The organism is Streptomyces sp. NPDC001507, assembly GCF_042894765.1.
Taxonomy (GTDB): Bacteria; Actinomycetota; Actinomycetes; order Streptomycetales; family Streptomycetaceae; genus Streptomyces.
Genome location: NZ_JBIAVV010000009.1, coordinates 343,281 through 359,168, shown reverse-complemented (window position 1 = coordinate 359,168; position 15,888 = coordinate 343,281). Strand labels below are relative to the sequence as shown.

Annotated in this window: 14 protein-coding genes; 6 read left to right on the top strand and 8 right to left on the bottom strand. The window is 70.5% G+C overall.

The annotated features are described in order from the left end of the window. Nucleotides 1-79 precede the first annotated feature (79 nt). Complete coding sequence (locus tag ACFY0K_RS29195) at nucleotides 80-1,102, bottom strand: hypothetical protein (protein ID WP_390642309.1); 1,023 nt, start codon at nucleotides 1,100-1,102, stop codon at nucleotides 80-82. A gap of 340 nt (nucleotides 1,103-1,442) precedes the next feature. Between ACFY0K_RS29195 and ACFY0K_RS29190 the strand changes: the two genes are divergently transcribed. The 5 genes from ACFY0K_RS29190 (at nucleotide 1,443) to ACFY0K_RS29170 (ending at nucleotide 7,162) form a co-directional block, all read left to right on the top strand. Continuing rightward, entirely contained in the window at nucleotides 1,443-1,940 is a 498-nt protein-coding gene (locus tag ACFY0K_RS29190) for a DUF3293 domain-containing protein (protein WP_390642308.1), read from the top strand. Between the two features lie 1,258 nt (nucleotides 1,941-3,198). Beyond that, nucleotides 3,199-3,648, top strand: coding sequence for an ATP-binding protein (locus tag ACFY0K_RS29185; protein ID WP_390642416.1), 450 nt, complete (start codon nucleotides 3,199-3,201; stop codon nucleotides 3,646-3,648). Between the two features lie 66 nt (nucleotides 3,649-3,714). Continuing rightward, nucleotides 3,715-4,125, top strand: a complete 411-nt coding sequence (locus ACFY0K_RS29180) for a hypothetical protein (RefSeq protein WP_390642307.1) — start codon at nucleotides 3,715-3,717, stop codon at nucleotides 4,123-4,125. A 59-nt stretch (nucleotides 4,126-4,184) separates the two neighbouring features. Continuing rightward, complete coding sequence (locus ACFY0K_RS29175; protein ID WP_382719022.1) at nucleotides 4,185-4,877, top strand: ABC transporter ATP-binding protein; 693 nt, start codon at nucleotides 4,185-4,187, stop codon at nucleotides 4,875-4,877. Next, a complete protein-coding gene (locus ACFY0K_RS29170; RefSeq protein WP_390642306.1) occupies nucleotides 4,874-7,162 on the top strand; it encodes an ABC transporter permease in 2,289 nt (762 codons plus the stop codon). Before ACFY0K_RS29175 ends, ACFY0K_RS29170 begins: the two co-directional genes overlap by 4 nt. Nucleotides 7,163-7,629: 467 nt before the next feature. Here the strand turns inward: ACFY0K_RS29170 and groL are convergent, their stop codons facing one another. From groL to ACFY0K_RS29150, 4 genes are all read right to left on the bottom strand, one after another. After that, complete coding sequence (gene groL / locus ACFY0K_RS29165; RefSeq protein WP_352359572.1) at nucleotides 7,630-9,255, bottom strand: chaperonin GroEL; 1,626 nt, start codon at nucleotides 9,253-9,255, stop codon at nucleotides 7,630-7,632. 126 nt (nucleotides 9,256-9,381) lie between these two features. After that, nucleotides 9,382-9,690 (bottom strand): co-chaperone GroES, encoded by a 309-nt coding sequence (gene groES / locus ACFY0K_RS29160; protein ID WP_004955293.1) that lies wholly within the window; start codon nucleotides 9,688-9,690, stop codon nucleotides 9,382-9,384. A 331-nt stretch (nucleotides 9,691-10,021) separates the two neighbouring features. Further along, nucleotides 10,022-10,825, bottom strand: coding sequence for a polysaccharide deacetylase family protein (locus tag ACFY0K_RS29155; RefSeq protein ID WP_390642305.1), 804 nt, complete (start codon nucleotides 10,823-10,825; stop codon nucleotides 10,022-10,024). Next, a complete protein-coding gene (locus ACFY0K_RS29150) occupies nucleotides 10,822-11,715 on the bottom strand; it encodes a polysaccharide deacetylase family protein (protein WP_390642304.1) in 894 nt (297 codons plus the stop codon). Before ACFY0K_RS29150 ends, ACFY0K_RS29155 begins: the two co-directional genes overlap by 4 nt. Nucleotides 11,716-11,805: 90 nt before the next feature. On the opposite strand from ACFY0K_RS29150, the gene ACFY0K_RS29145 reads away from it, so the two are divergent. Beyond that, the gene (locus ACFY0K_RS29145; protein ID WP_390642303.1) at nucleotides 11,806-12,978 is read left to right on the top strand and encodes a methyltransferase domain-containing protein; all 1,173 of its coding nucleotides are present in this window, start codon (nucleotides 11,806-11,808) and stop codon (nucleotides 12,976-12,978) included. On the opposite strand, the gene ACFY0K_RS29140 is transcribed toward ACFY0K_RS29145, so the two are convergent. From ACFY0K_RS29140 to ACFY0K_RS29130, 3 genes are all read right to left on the bottom strand, one after another. Further along, a complete protein-coding gene (locus tag ACFY0K_RS29140) occupies nucleotides 12,975-14,252 on the bottom strand; it encodes an RNA polymerase sigma factor (protein WP_390642302.1) in 1,278 nt (425 codons plus the stop codon). The two genes, ACFY0K_RS29145 and ACFY0K_RS29140, sit on opposite strands and share 4 nt — an antisense overlap. Before the next feature lie 43 nt (nucleotides 14,253-14,295). Next, nucleotides 14,296-14,652 (bottom strand): YciI family protein, encoded by a 357-nt coding sequence (locus ACFY0K_RS29135; RefSeq protein WP_390642301.1) that lies wholly within the window; start codon nucleotides 14,650-14,652, stop codon nucleotides 14,296-14,298. Between the two features lie 141 nt (nucleotides 14,653-14,793). Beyond that, complete coding sequence (locus ACFY0K_RS29130) at nucleotides 14,794-15,849, bottom strand: LCP family protein (RefSeq protein WP_390642300.1); 1,056 nt, start codon at nucleotides 15,847-15,849, stop codon at nucleotides 14,794-14,796. Nucleotides 15,850-15,888: the final 39 nt, after the last annotated feature.

Genomic DNA, 15,888 nt, shown 5'->3' with positions numbered 1-15,888 from the left:
GCTGCCGGTGGAGGATCCGCGCGCCACGCCCACTCTGGACGGGCGCACGGTGAGCACGAGCGGGGGATGTGGCGCGAGGTCAGTCGTCCAACTGGACGTGGCAGCGTGACCAGGCGACCGTCCACTCGCCGTCCACCTCGTAACCGGCCTCGCCCAACTGCTCGGTGGCCCGGGTCAGCACGTCCCGCAACCCGTCCAGGGTGCCGGAGTCCGGGGAGTCACCCGGGGGTCCGGACACGGGCGCGTAGTGCGTGACGTGCTGCTCCCCGCGGCGCGTGCCGACGATCTGAAGCGTGGGGGCGCCGTCGTCGTTGACGATCGAGGCGCACCAGCTGATCGCGTCCGGCTCTCCCTCCGGGTCGTCGTCGGAGAGGCCGAAGTCCTCATCTTCCCCCGCGGGGTCGGTGACGTCGCTCTCGCAGGAGAACCAGTCCACATGCCACGGGCCGGCCGTGTCCCATCGTTCCGTGTCCAGCTTCCTCTGGGCGACTTCGGTGAGGAGGGTGAGTGCACGGATCGAGTACGCGCGGAAGTCCGTCGGGAGTTCGCCGCTCAGATCGAAGGAGGGGTCCTCCGCCATCATTCTGTAGGCGTTCACGAGTTCGACGGCCAACTGGTCGTCGCCTTCCCCGTCCTCGTCGTCCTGTTGGTACTGACCGTTGTCGACCTTGGCGTAGCGCTCCTGGTCCGGCTCGCAGTGCCAGCAGAGGGGCATGCCGCTGCACATGCCGGCACTTTCGTCAGCCTCGTCCGTCTCGTGCTCGCGCTCCGTGGGCACCTCGGCCGGCTCTTCCTCCGGAGGGGGAGCAGGCCGAGACGGGTTGAGGCAGACCGCCTCCAGTCGTGCTCGTCCGACGCGGCTGCTGTTCAGCCATTCCGGCACCTCGTCGCCGACGCCGACGGGACGTGCCTGCAGAGGCCGAGCCGCGTTGCGGTAGAAGGCGATGTCGCAGGAGTCGGCGAGCCATTGGTCGAAGATCTCCTCGGTCCCCGGCCTGCCGAGGCCGCTCGACTCGGCCGTACGGAAGAGTTCCCGTGCGGCACCGAGGCCGATGACTGGAAGGCCCGCGCGGCCTGGCTCAGTGTCGGAGGGTACGGGCATGTAGAGCAGTCTCCGGAGGTCTGAGGACCCCGGTAGCGCACTGCCGCACCCCGGTGATCTGCACTTTCCCACGCGCCTCGCGCGGGCCGACCGTCGCCCGGGGCACCTCGCGCCCAGGTGTGATGCCCTCGAGCAAGCCCGGGTTCGGCGCTGGATCACACGGCCGAGCGAGAAGCTAACACCCGTACCAATCTTCCGCAAGATCTTCACAAGTCCTTGCCTGAAGGCCGCGATCATGAGACCTTGCGGCCTGACCGACCCTGCCGAACGTGGCGGGGGCGCGGTAAGCCCGATCTCCCTGCGCGATCTGTAAGGGGGTCTTCGTTTCAAGGAGGCCCCTGTGCACGCCATCGGCACTGCCGTAACACCCCGCAACTGGAATCTGTACCGGTCCGCGGTCGTCGAGATCCGGTTCCAGGACCGGATCCTTCGTGTCGAGCCGCGTTCTCCGGGCACAGCCGAGGGTTCCTTCCCGGAAATGGCCGGTGGCGGCACGGTCCATGTGATCACCGCGTGGAACCCCCGAGGTCGTACCGCGTCCCCCGACGCCAACGCCCGTGCCCACCGCCTGTTGCTCGCCGAGATCCACCGCCGCGGTCTCACCTGGTGGGCCGCCGAGGGCGGAGACGCGGTGGGCACGCACCGGGAGGAGAGCGTCGCCGTCGCCGGCCTGAGCGATACGGGCGCGCGTGACCTGGGCCGCCGGTTCGGGCAGGACGCGGTCTTCGCCTGGACTCCCGGCGCATGGCGTGTCCTGGCGTGCGGCTCCGACGCCGCCGCGGTGAGTGGGTGGGCGGCGTCCGCGAGAGGCTGCGCCACGGGTGCGGGCAGGGCTTGAGGAAGGGGAGAGGGGATTCGATGGGCATGTACCCGATGCGTACGCCGGATCACTGTCCGCACTGCGGCAGGCGTCTCGCCGGTCCACCGGCCGAGCGGGTCAGGGCCGACGGCTTTCCGGCCGAGCTGACGTACGCGACCGATCCGGTGTGCGGTGCGCGCTGGCACGTGTGGGACAGGACGTCGCCGCTGCGCCGCCTGGCTCGCCCGTATGTGGAGGGCTCGGGATGAGGTCTCGCTGAGCTGCTGGGGCTGCGGCCGCATTCCTATGGGGGCGAGCGGCCGGCGTCGAGGTCGGCGAGTGTGCGGTGATGGTCGTCCGGCGTCTACCAGTGTTTCCGGGCCGGCGGGATGGGACGGCGAGCCTTGGGGGGCGCCGGGAAATCGGTGCATCCGCGGTGATCGCGGGGCCGTGAGCAGGATGAGAGGTGCGGTTGTGACGGTGACGGCTGAGGAGACGCAGGGGGCGGGGGGCCTCGCTCGATCGCACACGGCTGCTGAAGGATCTCCAGGCGCAGGCGCGGCTCCCTGAGGACGATCTCCGGGAGCGGACCGACGTCGAGCCGCTGTTCCGGGACGCGCTGCGGGTCGAGTGCGACAAGGCTGTCGCGGCGGAACGTACGGCTGCCATGTACGAGACGTAGCGTGACGAGCGGGTCGTCCAGATCGTCGCCGCCTGGGTGCTGGCGTGTGTGTTCGTCCGGTTCAGTGAGGACAACGGGCTGATTCCGGAGGCGGGGCTCTCCGGCCCGGGGGATCGGCTGGCGGAGGCACAGGACCGGCACGACCCGTACTTCCGCGACAACCAGTCGCAGAACGACCGGCACAAGCTCGTCCCGGCCGGCCAACCCATCAAGCGCGTGCGGTACTTCACGGCGAGAGTCAAACCAAGACCGGACGACCCGGGCGGACCGTCCCGCCAGGACGCCTATCTACGCGCCCTCGGCACGCTTCCCCAAGTGTCCGCCCACTACGGGAGGTTCCAGCGGACCACACCGCGCATGCGGCCGGCTCAGCCACCGCCCGGCAGCCCGCACACGGTCGCCCACACAGTGCCGGCCTGCCCCTGCAGAAACCTTCTGTAAGGCCATCATCGCCGGTCACAGCCATCCCAGAGTCCGGATCTTCGCGCCATGACCGCCTTCACCCTCCGCTTCGCCGCCACCCCGCGCGGCGCCCGCCTTGCCCGCCGTCTCGCCTCGCACCAGATGGACGTCTGAGGCCGGCCCTACGGCAGTCCGGCTCACGACACCGTCGAGCTGATCGTCGCCGAGCCGGCCGTGAACGCCATCACGCATGGCCGGGTCCCGGGCCGGGACGCCGAGCTGCGGCTCAGCCTGGAGGCCGGGCAGGTGCGGGTGGAGGTGAGTGACATACGCGGTGACCGGCTTCCCGTGGCGCGCGACGCGGGCGGCTGCGAGGAGCGCGGCCGGGGGCTCGTCCTCCTCGCCTCACCCAAGGAATGGGGCACCACCCCGCACCCCTGTGCTCCCGGCAAGGCCGTCTGGGCGGTCGTGACAAGTTGTGCGGCGGCATCAAGTTCCGGTCCGCTCGACACTGACGGTTCGTCACCATCCCTCAGAAAAAGCTCAGTCGATGACCAAGCGCAAGTCGAGCAGAGGTCACACGAAGGCAAAGTCCATCATCCGGAAACACCGCCGAAAGTGGACAGAATTGAATTGACCATGCCATTCACCTCCCCTTCATGACTGCTAGGTTCACGACGGCTCCGGACCTGACCATCCGACGCCATGCATGAACAACGGGAGGAAAACATGCGCAAGTTGGCAGTCGGCGCGATAGCCGCAGACCTGTTCGCCGTCAGCGCGGGAACGGCGGCCGCCGTCTCGTGGCACACCATTCCGACGCTGTCCACCGGCGGCGGTTCGTTCACCGGTGGCCAGTACGCCTTCTGGCCCTCGAACCAGAACCACGGCGCCTTCGAGTGGGCGGGCAACCTGAACGACACCGACAACGGTGACGGTCACAACGTCTGCATGCAGGTCCGCGTCGAGGGCTACGACTGGAGCCGCTACAACGGCAAGCAGAAGCAGAGCGTACCGCTCGACCAGCTGAACTGGGACGGCGCCGCTCTGCACACCGACGACGCCTACATCCGCGTCTGCCGTGACAAGGGCTCGTTCAACCCTGACAACTGCTCATCGACGAAGCACTACCAGAGGTAGTCAGCGCTTCGGCAGGATCGCGGGCCCAGGGGCACAAACCCCTGGGCCCGCACGCTTCTTTGGGGGAAGCCATCAGCACGTCAGACATCATCTCGGCCATCGGAGTCGACCTCTCCTACGGCAACCAGCAGGCCGTCCGCGACGCCCACCTCTCGGTCGCCCCGGGTGAGGTCGTGGCCATCACAGGGCAGAGCGGCTCCGGAAAGTCCTCGCTGCTCTACTGCCTCGCCGGCGTCCTGCCGACCACACGCGGTCAGGTGCGCTTCGAAGGGCGCTCACTCGGTGACCTCTCCGACGACGAGATCAGCGCCCTGCGCCGGGAACGATTCGGATTCGTCTTCCAGTACGGCGAACTGCTCCCGGAACTGACCATCGAGGAGAACACCGCGCTGCCACTGCGCCTAGCCGGACAGCGCAAGCGCCCAGCCCTCACCAGAGCGGGCGAAGTGCTGGAACGGCTCGGCCTCGGCGAGCTGCGTGAACGCCGGCCGTCGCAGGTCTCAGGTGGGCAGAGTCAGCGCGTCGCGGTGGCGCGCGCCCTGGTCCACCGGCCCGCGGTCGTGTTCGCGGACGAGCCGACGGGCTCCCTGGACAGCGCCAACGCCTCCGCCGTGCTCAAGGAGTTCCTCGGACTGGCCCGCTCACAGGGCACCGCCGTCATTCTGGTGACGCATGATCACGGGGTGGCCGCACAGGCCGACACCCGTTACACGATGGCGGACGGGGTGCTCACGCCGCGAGGTGCGGCGTGACGGAATTCCTGCTCGGTCTGCGACTCCTCTTCGGCGCGGGGCGAGGCAACCGCACACGCTTCTTCCTGATGGCGGTCGGCGGCTCCATCGGTGTCTGCTGCCTGGCCCTCGTCCTCACCATTCCGGCGATCCTCCACGCCCACGACGGCCGTGCCGCGGCACGACAGCCCGTCACCGCCTCCAAAGGACCGGCGGACGGCACGCTCGTCGTCCAGCGCTCCGACGCGTACGGGTCCAGACCGTTCACCCGCGTGTTCATCGCACGGGGAACCGAGGGAACACGGTCGGCCCCGCCCGGGCTGACCCGGCTCCCCGGCCCTGGCGAGGTCTTCGTCTCACCGCGCCTCCATGACCTCCTGCGTGCGGCGCCCGCCGTCAAAGGGCTGCTGCCGGGACGTGAGAAGGGCACCATCGCGGGGGCCGGGCTCGCGCACCCGGACGAGCTGTACGCGTACATCGGCACCACGCGCGCCCGTATCGCCCACGAGGGCCGGACCCTGAAGGGGTTCGGGTACGACTACGCCCCGTCCCCCGCTGTGGAACCGTCCACGCTGACGGACGTGCGGTTCGCTCTGGCCACCCTGGTTCTGCTGCCCCTGGGGATCTTCCTCACCGTCTGTGCGCGTCTGTCCGCCGCCAGCCGCATGCGGCGCCTGGCGGCGCTGCGTCTGCTCGGCCTCAGCGTCAAGGGCACCCAGCGCGTGAACGCAGCGGAGACCGTGATGGCCGCAGTGCTCGGCGCGTTGCTCGGCCTGGGCGAGTACTGGGTTCTCAACCAGGTGATGTCCAGGACGGGGCTGCCCGCGCTGCGGTGGTATCCGGACGACGGTGCCCTGTCCGCGACCACCGTCGCCGTGTGCCTGATCGGCTGCCCGGCGCTGGCCTGGTTCGTCGGCCGAAAGAGCGCGCGGGAGGCCGCCACCAACCCGCTGGCGGTACGCCGCACCGCGCTCCCGCGACCGCCGTCCAAGTGGGGCGGTCTCCTCCTGATCGCCGGTATGGGCATCGTGTCCGGCTTCTGCGTCAGCGGTGTGCTCGGGCACCCCGCGTCGAGCGTGGGCGTGAACGGGCTGCTCGTGGTCGGCGGCGTCGTGCTGACCGGCGCCGGGCTCGTGCTCACGCTCCCGTTGATCTCGTACGTTCTCGCCCGCCGCGTGGCGGGGTCCACCGAGTCCCTCACCCTCAGCCTGGCGATGCGGCGCAACGAAGCCGAGCCCGGCAGCACGATGAGGGTCGTCACCGGTCTCGTACTCCTCGTCTACGCCGCCTCGCTCGCCCAGGGCGTACTCATCCAGATGGAACAGGCCACCCGGCCGGACGGCCCCCTGCAGGACTACTCCCTCTCCCTGTCCGCCCTCACCCCGGGTCAGCAGAGGGAACTCGGCGACGTGGCCGGTGTCCGCGCCCACGCCATCCTGATGAACTCCTGGGTCGACCTCGACAGCATGAGTCCCAAAGACGCACTCGCATCGTCGGCCACCGCCCTGATCGCCACCTGCGCGCAGCTGGACCACATGGTCGAGCGCTCCAAGGGCTGCGTGGACGGCAAGGTGATGCGGCTCGTCGACCCCAACTCCAGCCTCGGATCCGAACTGAAGCCGGGCGCGTCCTTCCGCTTCCGCCTCTCCGGGAGCAAGGCCGGGCACCTGGACATCGGCCTCCCCACCAGGCAGGTCGTCTACAGCGCGAGCTCCGTGTCCACCGTGGGCGGTGCCGTGCTCCTCGTCCCTCCGTCCGCGCTGCCCGCACACGCACGGCCCCGTGACGCCGAGTTCGTGCTCACCAGCAGTTCGGAACCGGGCCAGGTCCGCAAGGTCCTCGACGACATCGGGGCGATCGCCCCGATCGCCGAGGTCGAGCTGGTCGGACTGAACGTCCAGGGACTCGAACAGATATCGGTCGTCGAAACCCTGCTGGGCCTCGGCATGATCATGGGGCTGGTCATCGGCGTGGCCGCGTTCCTGGTGTCCGTGACCGACCGCGCGGTCGAACGCCGTGCGCAGGTCACCGCCGTCACCCTGATCGGCGCCCGGGCACGGACCATGCGGGCCGTGCAGTGCCTCCAGGTGGTGCTGCCGCTCGGTCTCGGTCTCGCCCTGGCGGTCGTCACCGGGAAGCTCGCCGAGTCCAGCTACCTGATCACAGGCGGTGGAGCGATCCGCTGGGATGTCGCCGGCATCCCCCTGCTGTCCGTGGCGGTGGCGGGAGTGGTGGCGGCCGCGGCGGCGGGCTCACTGCCACTGGCCGGCCGCCGGATCGATCCGGAGCTGATCCGCCGCGACTGACCGGTCGGTTCGCTATGGCGAAAACGGCTGCCCGAAGCCCGGACCTCGGCTTCGGGCAGCCTCGGAGCCGAGCGAGGAGTCCGGCCGACGCGGACCGGCGAGCCGCTCACCGCCCATCCGGATCCGCCGTCCCCTCTGCCCCCCCCCGCGCGCGACCTCGCGGCGACACCGTGTTGCTGAGAGACGTCCTCGACATCAAGGAGGACGTCTACACCGACGACGTCAAGGTCGAGCTCTCCCACGGGTACAAGGGGGGCTCCACGGGCGGGTCGAGGAGTACGTGGTCACCCCGCAGCTCCAGGAGCAGTTCGACAAGGCGCTGAAGCTGGTGCGGGGCGCCGGGCGACCATTACCTGGCGCCTGTGCCGGCCATGGCTGATCACAGGAAACGACCCCCCGCGAGGGGCGAAGCCCCCGTTCCCGGCGGACGACCGGGGACGGGGGCTTCGTGCGACGCCGGGGCGGTGCTAGTGCGAGTGGCCGTGCGAGTGGCCCGCGGCGGCGGCCTCTTCCTCTTCCTTCTTCTCGACGACCAGGGTCTCGGTCGTCAGCAGCAGGGAGGCGATGGAGGCGGCGTTCTCCAGGGCGGAGCGGGTGACCTTGACCGGGTCGATGACGCCGGCCTTGACCAGGTCGCCGTACTCGCCGGTGGCGGCGTTGTAGCCGTTGCCCTTCTCCAGCTCGGCGACCTTGGAGACGATGACGTAGCCCTCCAGGCCGGCGTTCTCGGCGATCCAGCGCAGCGGCTCGACGGCGGCCTTGCGGACCACGGAGACACCGGTGGCCTCGTCGCCGGTCTTGCCGAGGTTGTCGTCGAGGACCTTCACGGCGTGGACGAGCGCGGAGCCACCACCGGAGACGATGCCCTCCTCGACCGCGGCGCGGGTCGCGGAGATGGCGTCCTCCAGACGGTGCTTCTTCTCCTTCAGCTCCACCTCGGTGGCGGCGCCGACCTTGATCACGCACACGCCGCCGGCCAGCTTCGCGAGGCGCTCCTGGAGCTTCTCGCGGTCCCAGTCGGAGTCGGTGTTCTCGATCTCGGCCTTGATCTGGGCGACGCGGCCGGTGACCGCACCGGAGTCACCGGCGCCGTCGACGACCGTGGTGTCGTCCTTGGTGACGGTGACGCGGCGGGCGGAGCCCAGCACGTCCAGGCCGACCTGGTCGAGCTTGAGGCCGACCTCCTCGGAGACGACCGTGGCGCCGGTCAGGATCGCCAGGTCCTCCAGCATCGCCTTGCGGCGGTCGCCGAAGCCGGGGGCCTTGACCGCGACCGCGTTGAAGGTGCCACGGATCTTGTTGACGACCAGGGTCGACAGGGCCTCGCCGTCGACGTCCTCGGCGATGATCAGCAGCGGCTTCGAGGCGTTGGACTGGATGATCTTCTCGAGCAGCGGCAGCAGGTCCGCGATGGAGGAGATCTTGCCCTGGTTGATGAGGATGTAGGGGTCCTCCAGGACGGCCTCCATGCGCTCCTGGTCCGTCACGAAGTACGGCGACAGGTAGCCCTTGTCGAAGGCCATGCCCTCGGTGAAGTCCAGCTCCAGACCGAAGGTGTTGGACTCCTCGACGGTGATGACACCGTCCTTGCCGACCTTGTCCATCGCCTCGGCGATGAGCTCGCCGACCTGCTGGTCCTGGGCGGACAGCGCGGCGACGGCGGCGATGTCGGACTTCTCGTCGATCGGGCGGGCCGACGCGAGCAGGTCCTCGGAGACGGCGGCGACGGCGGCGTCGATGCCCTTCTTCAGGGCGGCCGGGGAGGCGCCGGCGGCGACGTTCTTCAGGCCCTCGCGGACGAGCGCCTGGGCCAGCACGGTGGCGGTGGTCGTACCGTCACCCGCGATGTCGTTGGTCTTGGTCGCCACCTCCTTCACCAGCTGCGCGCCGAGGTTCTCGTACGGGTCCTCGATCTCGACCTCGCGGGCGATCGTGACACCGTCGTTGGTGATGGTGGGGGCGCCGAACTTCTTGTCGATGACGACGTTGCGGCCCTTGGGGCCGATCGTCACCTTCACCGTGTCGGCAAGCTTGTTGACGCCGCGCTCAAGGGCGCGACGGGCGTCCTCGTCGAACTTCAGGATCTTCGCCATGGCAGCGGATGCCCTCTCGGAAATCTGGGGTGAACAACGCTGCGCCCCTGGCGCCCGGCTTCTCGGAGGATCGCGGGGGCCAGGGGCGCAGCTTCAAGCGGAGTGCTTGAGGTGTGAGTCGCAGGCTTACTTCTCGATGATCGCGAGCACGTCGCGAGCCGAGAGGACGAGGTACTCGTCGCCGTTGTACTTCACCTCGGTGCCGCCGTACTTGCTGTAGAGCACGACGTCGCCGACCTTGACGTCGAGCGGCAGGCGCTCGCCGTTCTCGAAACGGCCCGGGCCCACGGCGAGGACGGCGCCCTCCTGGGGCTTCTCCTTCGCGGTGTCCGGGATGACCAGGCCGGAGGCCGTGGTCTGCTCGGCGTCGAGCGGCTGGACCACGATGCGGTCCTCAAGCGGCTTGATGGCAACCTTGGAGCTGGCGGTCGTCACGATCCGACCTCCCCCTTCGGAGATCTCACGGGGTTAACTGTCTGAGGTGGCGACCAGGTCGATCCGTCGTCGCGGGTGCCGGACCTGCCCGTCGCGTTGTTGGCACTCTCATCTGCCGAGTGCCAGAGCCGAGACTATGACCGCGATTAGCACTCGGTCAAGCGGAGTGCCAATTGCCTGCGGCGCGGCGCCGAAAATCGGTGACCGGGGTTGTCGTGGCCGCCCCTGGGGGCTCCGCCCCCAGACCCCCCGTTCGGCCTCCGGCCTCGTCCTCAAACGCCGGACGGGCTGCATTTGTGGCTGAGCGCCGTCCTCGAACGAAGCTGTGGCGCTACAGGTAGTCCTCCAGACGGCCCACCGTCAGTCCGCTCGCCTGCACCCGGCGCAGCAGCCGGGCGGTGCGCTCCCTGAGGGGCGGGCCGAGGGCCTCGTCGGGGCCCACCAGGACGATGTCGCCGGGACGGAGCTGTCTGTCACCGGTCCGGTAGGTGATGCCGTCGGGGGTCGTCGCCGCCCGCCACAGCACCACCGCGACGACTCCGCAGTCCTCCGCGGCGCGCAGGGTGGTGGTGTCGTAGGTGCCGTAGGGCGGGCGGAAGAGGCGGGGCCGGACGCCGAAGCGGGACTTCAGCTTGTCCTGCTGGCCGCAGATCTCGGCGCGCTGGCCGGCGTAGGGCAGGCCGGGCATGGCCGGGTGGTCGAGGGTGTGGTTCTCGACGCTCGCGCCGACCGACTGGAGGCGGGCGAAGTGGCCGTAGCCGGGGCCGACCACGCTGTCCGTGAGGAACATGCTCACCGGCAGCCGCAGTTCGCGGACCATGTCGACGAAGCGGGGGTCCTTCTCGGCGCCGTCGTCGTAGGTCAGGAAGACCACCCGGTCGGAGGTGGGGAGGTGGTCGACGACCGGGGGGAGGCCGGTGCGCAGGGACAGCGGGTGCAGCGGCGGGCGCGGCGCCGGGGCGAGGGGCTCGGTCAGGCCCCACCGGCGGTACGGCGGCTCGCCGGACGGGCCGTGCGGGTGCACCCGGTCGGCGGCCTTGCGGCCGAGCCGTTCGATGGGGTCGACGGACGGCGCGCACGCGGACAGGAGGAGGGCGGCGGCCAGGACAGCGGCCGTCGCCCTCGGTCGGCTCACAGGTAGTCCTCCAGGCGCGCCACCGCGTAGCCGTCACGGGTGACCTTGTTCAGGAAGCGGCGCATGTCGTCGACCATGGTGCCGTCCCAGTCGTCGCGGCCCCGGAAGTGCGTGAGGACGATGTCACCGGGGTGCAGCGAGCGGTCCCACTCGCGGTACTCCCAGTGGTCGACGAACACCTCCTCGTCCCAGATCGGCGCGTACTTGATGCCGCAGGCCTTGGCGGCGCGCAGGGTGTCGCCGTTGTAGTTGCCGTAGGGCGGCCGGAAGACCGTCGGCGCCTTGCCGAACTGCCGCTTCATGATGTCCTGCATGCCGCAGATCTCGTGCTTCTGCTCGTCGTAGGTCAGACCGGGCAGGTAGGGGTGGGTGAGGGTGTGGTTGTTGAGGGTGTGGCCCTCGGCCTGCATCCGGCGGAAGTAGCCGTAGTCGTCCTTGACCAGGTAGTTGCTGAGGAACGCGGTGTAGGGGATGTGCAGTTCGCCCATCATCCGCAGGAAGTCCGGGTCCTTCTCGGCGCCGTCGTCGATGGTGAGGAAGACGACCTTCTTCCTGGTCGGGATCGTGGTGAAGACCGGGGGCAGGTCGTCCTCGACCTGGCCGTCCACCTCGAAACCGTCGCGAGCTGTGATCGTCGGCTTGCGTTTCGGCGGGGCCGGGGGCCGCAAGGGGACCGCGTCAAGACCCCAGCGCCGGGCGGCGGCGACCAGGGCGGCGTGGTCGTCGGGGGCGGCGGCCGCCCGGTGGGCCTGCTGGCCCGCGGCGGGCCGGACCGCGGCCTCGTCCCCCGGCCCGGCGCAGCCGGAGACGACGGCGACGGCCGCTACGGCGGCGAGAGCGGCCATGGCCGAAACCACCCTATTTTTGTCATTTTGTACGACTGCTCGCATGGCCTCGGATCCTTCCAGCCCTCTCCCCGGAAGCCCGGCAGACACCTCGGCCGGAGGCGAACCATCCACCGACTGGCCGACAATGACCCGGTGAACGACCTCCTCTCCCCCCTCCTCACCCCCGAGGGCCACGCCCTGCTCGACGAGGTGCGCGGCACCGCGCCCGCCGACGAGCTGGCCGTGGCCACCCGGCTGCGCCGCGAACACCCCGCCGAGCTGGTCTCGGCGGCGCTGGCCCAGGCCCGGCTGCGGCAGCGGGCGGCGGCGAAGTTCGGGGCGGCGGACGCGGACCGCATGTTCTTCACGCCGAACGGGGTCGAGCAGTCGACGCGGGCGACTGTCGCCGCGTACCGGGCCGAGCGGCTGAAGGCACTCGGGGTGACCTCGGTGGCGGACCTGTGCTGCGGGATCGGGGGCGACGCGATCGCGCTCGCGCGGGCCGGCATCCGGGTCCTCGCCGTGGACCGGGACCCGGTGACGGCGGCCACCGCCCGCGCGAACGCCGAGGCGCTCGGCCTCGCGGACCTGATCGAGGTCCGGGAGGCGGACGTCCAGGAGGTGGACACGGCCGGCCACGACGCCGTCTTCGTCGACCCGGCCCGACGCGGCGGCCGCGGCCGCATCTTCGACCCGGAGGCCTACTCACCGCCCCTGTCCTGGGCGGTGGCGACCGCGTCGACGGCCCGGGTGGCCGCGCTGAAGATCGCCCCCGGCATCCCGCACGAGGCGGTCCCGGCGGCGGCCGAGGCGGAGTGGATCTCGGACGGGGGTGACGTGAAGGAGGCCGTCCTCTGGTTCGGCACCGGCGCCCCGGGGGCCGTCCGCGCCACCCTCCTCCCCGGCCCGCGCACCCTGCTCGGCCGCGGCCTGCCCGACCCCGCCGTCCGCCCGGTCGGCCGTTACCTCTACGAGCCGGACGGCGCCGTCATCCGCGCCCACCTGGTCGCCGAGGCGGCCGGGGAACTGGCCGGCGGCCTCATCGACCCCACGATCGCGTACGTCACGGCCGACACGCTCCGGGCCACCGACTACGCCACGGCGTACGAGATCACCGACGAACTCCCCTTCAACGTCAAGAAGCTGAAGGCCCTGCTGCGCGAGCGCGGGGTCGGGAACCTGACCGTGAAGAAGCGCGGGTCGGCGGTGGAGCCGGAGGAACTGCGCAGGAAGGTAAAACCGCAGGGCCCGAACGCGGCGACCGTGTTCCTGACCCGGGTGGCCGGGGCGCCCACCATGCTGCTCGGCCACCCTGCCCGGCCCTAGGACTGGGCCTCCGCCGCCCGCCGCAGCAGCAGCTCCCGTTCCCGCTCGTTGCGGGCAAGGCCCGCGGCCCGTTCGAACTCCGCGCGGGCCTCGGCCGTGCGCCCGAGGCGGGCCAGCAGGTCGCCGCGGACGCTCGGCAGCAGGTGGTAGCCGTTCAGGGCGGGTTCGGCGGTCAGCGGGTCCACGATCGCGAGGGCCGCTGCCGGGCCGTCCGCCATCGACACGGCCACCGCCCGGTTCAGCTCGACGACCGGGGACGGGGAGCGGGCCGCCAGCAGCCCGTACAGGGTGGCGATGGACCTCCAGTCGGTCTCCTCGTACGTGTAAGCGTGCGCGTGGCAGGCCGCGATGGCCGCCTGGAGGGCGTACGGCCCCGGCGCGCCGGCCGCCGTGGCGTCCGCGCGGGCCAGGGCCCTGATGCCGCGGGCGATGAGCATGCGGTTCCAGCGGCGGCGGTTCTGGTCCCTGAGCAGGACCGGTTCGCCGTCGGGCCCGGTGCGGGCGGCCGTACGGGAGGACTGGAACTCCAGGAGGGAGGTGAGGGCGTGCACCTCCGGTTCCTTCGGCATCAGGGCGGACAGGACGCGGGCCAGCCGCAACGCGTCCTCGCAGAGCGACGGGCGCAGCCAGTCGTCGCCCGCCGTGGCCGCGTAGCCCTCGTTGTAGATCAGGTAGATGACGTCCAGGACCGAGCCGAGCCGGGCCTCGCGGTCGGGCCCGTACGGCACCTCGAAGGCGACGTTCCTCGTCGCGAGGGTGCGTTTGGCGCGGACGATGCGCTGGGCGACCGTCGGCTCGGGGACCAGGAAGGCGCGGGCGATCTCGGCCGTGGTCAGGCCGCCGAGGAGGCGCAGGGTGAGGGCCGTGCGGGCCTCGGGCGAGAGCACCGGGTGGCAGGTGGTGAAGACGAGCCGGAGCAGGTCGTCGTCGATGTCCTCCGGGTCGGCGGGCTCCTCGGGCGGGGCCGTCGTCTCGGTGGCGCGGCCGATCTCGGCGAGCTTGCGGGCGTAGTTCTCCCGGCGCCGGACCAGGTCGACGGCGCGGTGGCGGGCGGTCGTCATGAGCCAGGCGCCCGGGTTGTCGGGCACGCCGTCCCGCGGCCACTGCTCCAGGGCGGCGACCAGCGCGTCCTGCGCCAGCTCCTCCGCGATGCCGACGTCCCGGACGATCCGGGCGACGCCTGCGATCACGCGGGGCGATTCGAGCCGGAAGACGGTCTCGATGGCGTGGCGGGGATCGGCCGCGGCGGGCTCGGCGGGGGGCTGTGTGCTCACAGCCCCCCATGCAACACCCGCCACCGGGCGTACGCCAGGAGGGTCAGCCCTCCGCGATCTCCCGGACCTCGCAGGTCACGGTCCAGAACTCCTCGTGCACCTTGAGGAACCGCTTGGTCCACTCCAGGGCCTCGGCCTTGTCCTTGCACTGCATGATCGCGTACCCGCCGACGACCTCCTTGGACTCGGTGAACGGTCCGTCGGTGACGGAGATCTTCCCGCCCTCCCAGTGCACGCGGGTGCCCTGGGCGGTCGGCGTGAGGCCCGCGGTGTCCAGCATCACGCCGGCCTTGGTGATCTCCTCGATCAGCTCGCCCATCCGCTGCATCAGCTCCTCGCTGGGGCCCTCGGCGGGGGCGGTGTTCTCGTCGATCTTCACGAGCGACAGGTAACGGGGCATGGTGGCTCCTGTTGGTCCGTGCGGTGCGGGGTCGCTCCCCGCATCTCACCCTTGCGTCGAACGGCCGGCCCCCGGATCGACACGCTCACCGGAATTCCCCGAAGTTTTTTTCCGGGAGGCCTTCCGGCCCCTGCGCAGGGCCTACCGCAGGGACTCCCACAGCTCGCTCGCCGCCGGCTCCTTCGCGATCACCCGGTTGTGGTCGGAGGGCGCGGTCACCACCGGCATCATCACCGTCTTCGTGTGGTCGGAGGTCAGTCCCTTCAGGCTCTGCCCGAGCCGCATCAGCTCGCTGAGCGAGTCCAGGCCGGTGTCGGTGGTGAGGCTGGAGGTGACAGCGTCGGCGACCTCGTAGAGCTTGCCCGGGTTGGTCAGCAGGCTGATGGAGGCGATCCGGTCGAGGAGGGCCTTCACCAGTTTCTGCTGGAGGCCTATCCGGCCCAGGTCGCTGCCGTCGCCTATGCCGTGCCGGGTACGGGCGAGTGCCAGGGCCTGGGTGCCGTCGAGGTGGTGGGTGCCCTTCTTCAGGTGCAGGTGGCTGTCGTCGTCGTCGATGTCCTGGTCGGTGGTGACGGTCACCCCGCCGAGCGCGTCGACCAGTTTCGCGAAGCCCGAGAAGTCGATCTCCAGGTAGTGGTCCATGCGGACGCCGGTGATCGACTCGACCGTCTTGACCGCGCACACCGCCCCGCCCACCGAGTAGGCGCTGTTGAACATCGCGTTGTAGGCGACGGACGTCGAGCCGCCGGAGGAGAGCGGGCAGGAGGGCCGGGTGACGAGGGTGTCGCGCGGGATGCTGACGATCGTGGCGGACGTGCGGCCGGCGTCGACGTGGACGACCATCGCGGTGTCGGAGCGGGCGCCCGAGCTGCTGCCGCCTCCGAGCTTCTTGTTCTCCTTGCCGCTGCGCGAGTCCGAGCCCAGCACCAGGATGTTGATCGAGCCGGTGGGCAGCGGGGAGGCGGACGCGGACGGCCCGGCCGTCGGTGTCGTCACCGCCTTCGCCGGGCGGTCGTCCCCGAGCGCGCTGTTGATGTCGACGCTCTTGATGTTGTCGTTGAGGTGCCAGTAGACCCACCCCGCGCCCGCGATGCCGAGCGTCATGACCCCCGCCAGGGTGAGGCCGACGATCTTCAGCGCTCTCGACCGCCGGCCCACCCGTCTGCCCGCGCCGCCTTGCTGCTCGTGTCCCGTCACAAGTCAGGAACGTAAGTCCGAATTATTAGGGGACTGTTA

Excerpts from the sequence above, each read along its gene's own strand:
- ACFY0K_RS29180 (WP_390642307.1), top strand. The coding sequence starts at position 3,715 with ATGCGCAAGTTGGCAGTCGGCGCGATAGCCGCAGACCTGTTCGCCGTC.
- ACFY0K_RS29195 (WP_390642309.1), bottom strand. The coding sequence starts at position 1,102 with ATGCCCGTACCCTCCGACACTGAGCCAGGCCGCGCGGGCCTTCCAGTC.
- groL (WP_352359572.1), bottom strand. The coding sequence starts at position 9,255 with ATGGCGAAGATCCTGAAGTTCGACGAGGACGCCCGTCGCGCCCTTGAG.
- ACFY0K_RS29150 (WP_390642304.1), bottom strand. The coding sequence starts at position 11,715 with ATGCGAGCAGTCGTACAAAATGACAAAAATAGGGTGGTTTCGGCCATG.
- ACFY0K_RS29135 (WP_390642301.1), bottom strand. The coding sequence starts at position 14,652 with ATGCCCCGTTACCTGTCGCTCGTGAAGATCGACGAGAACACCGCCCCC.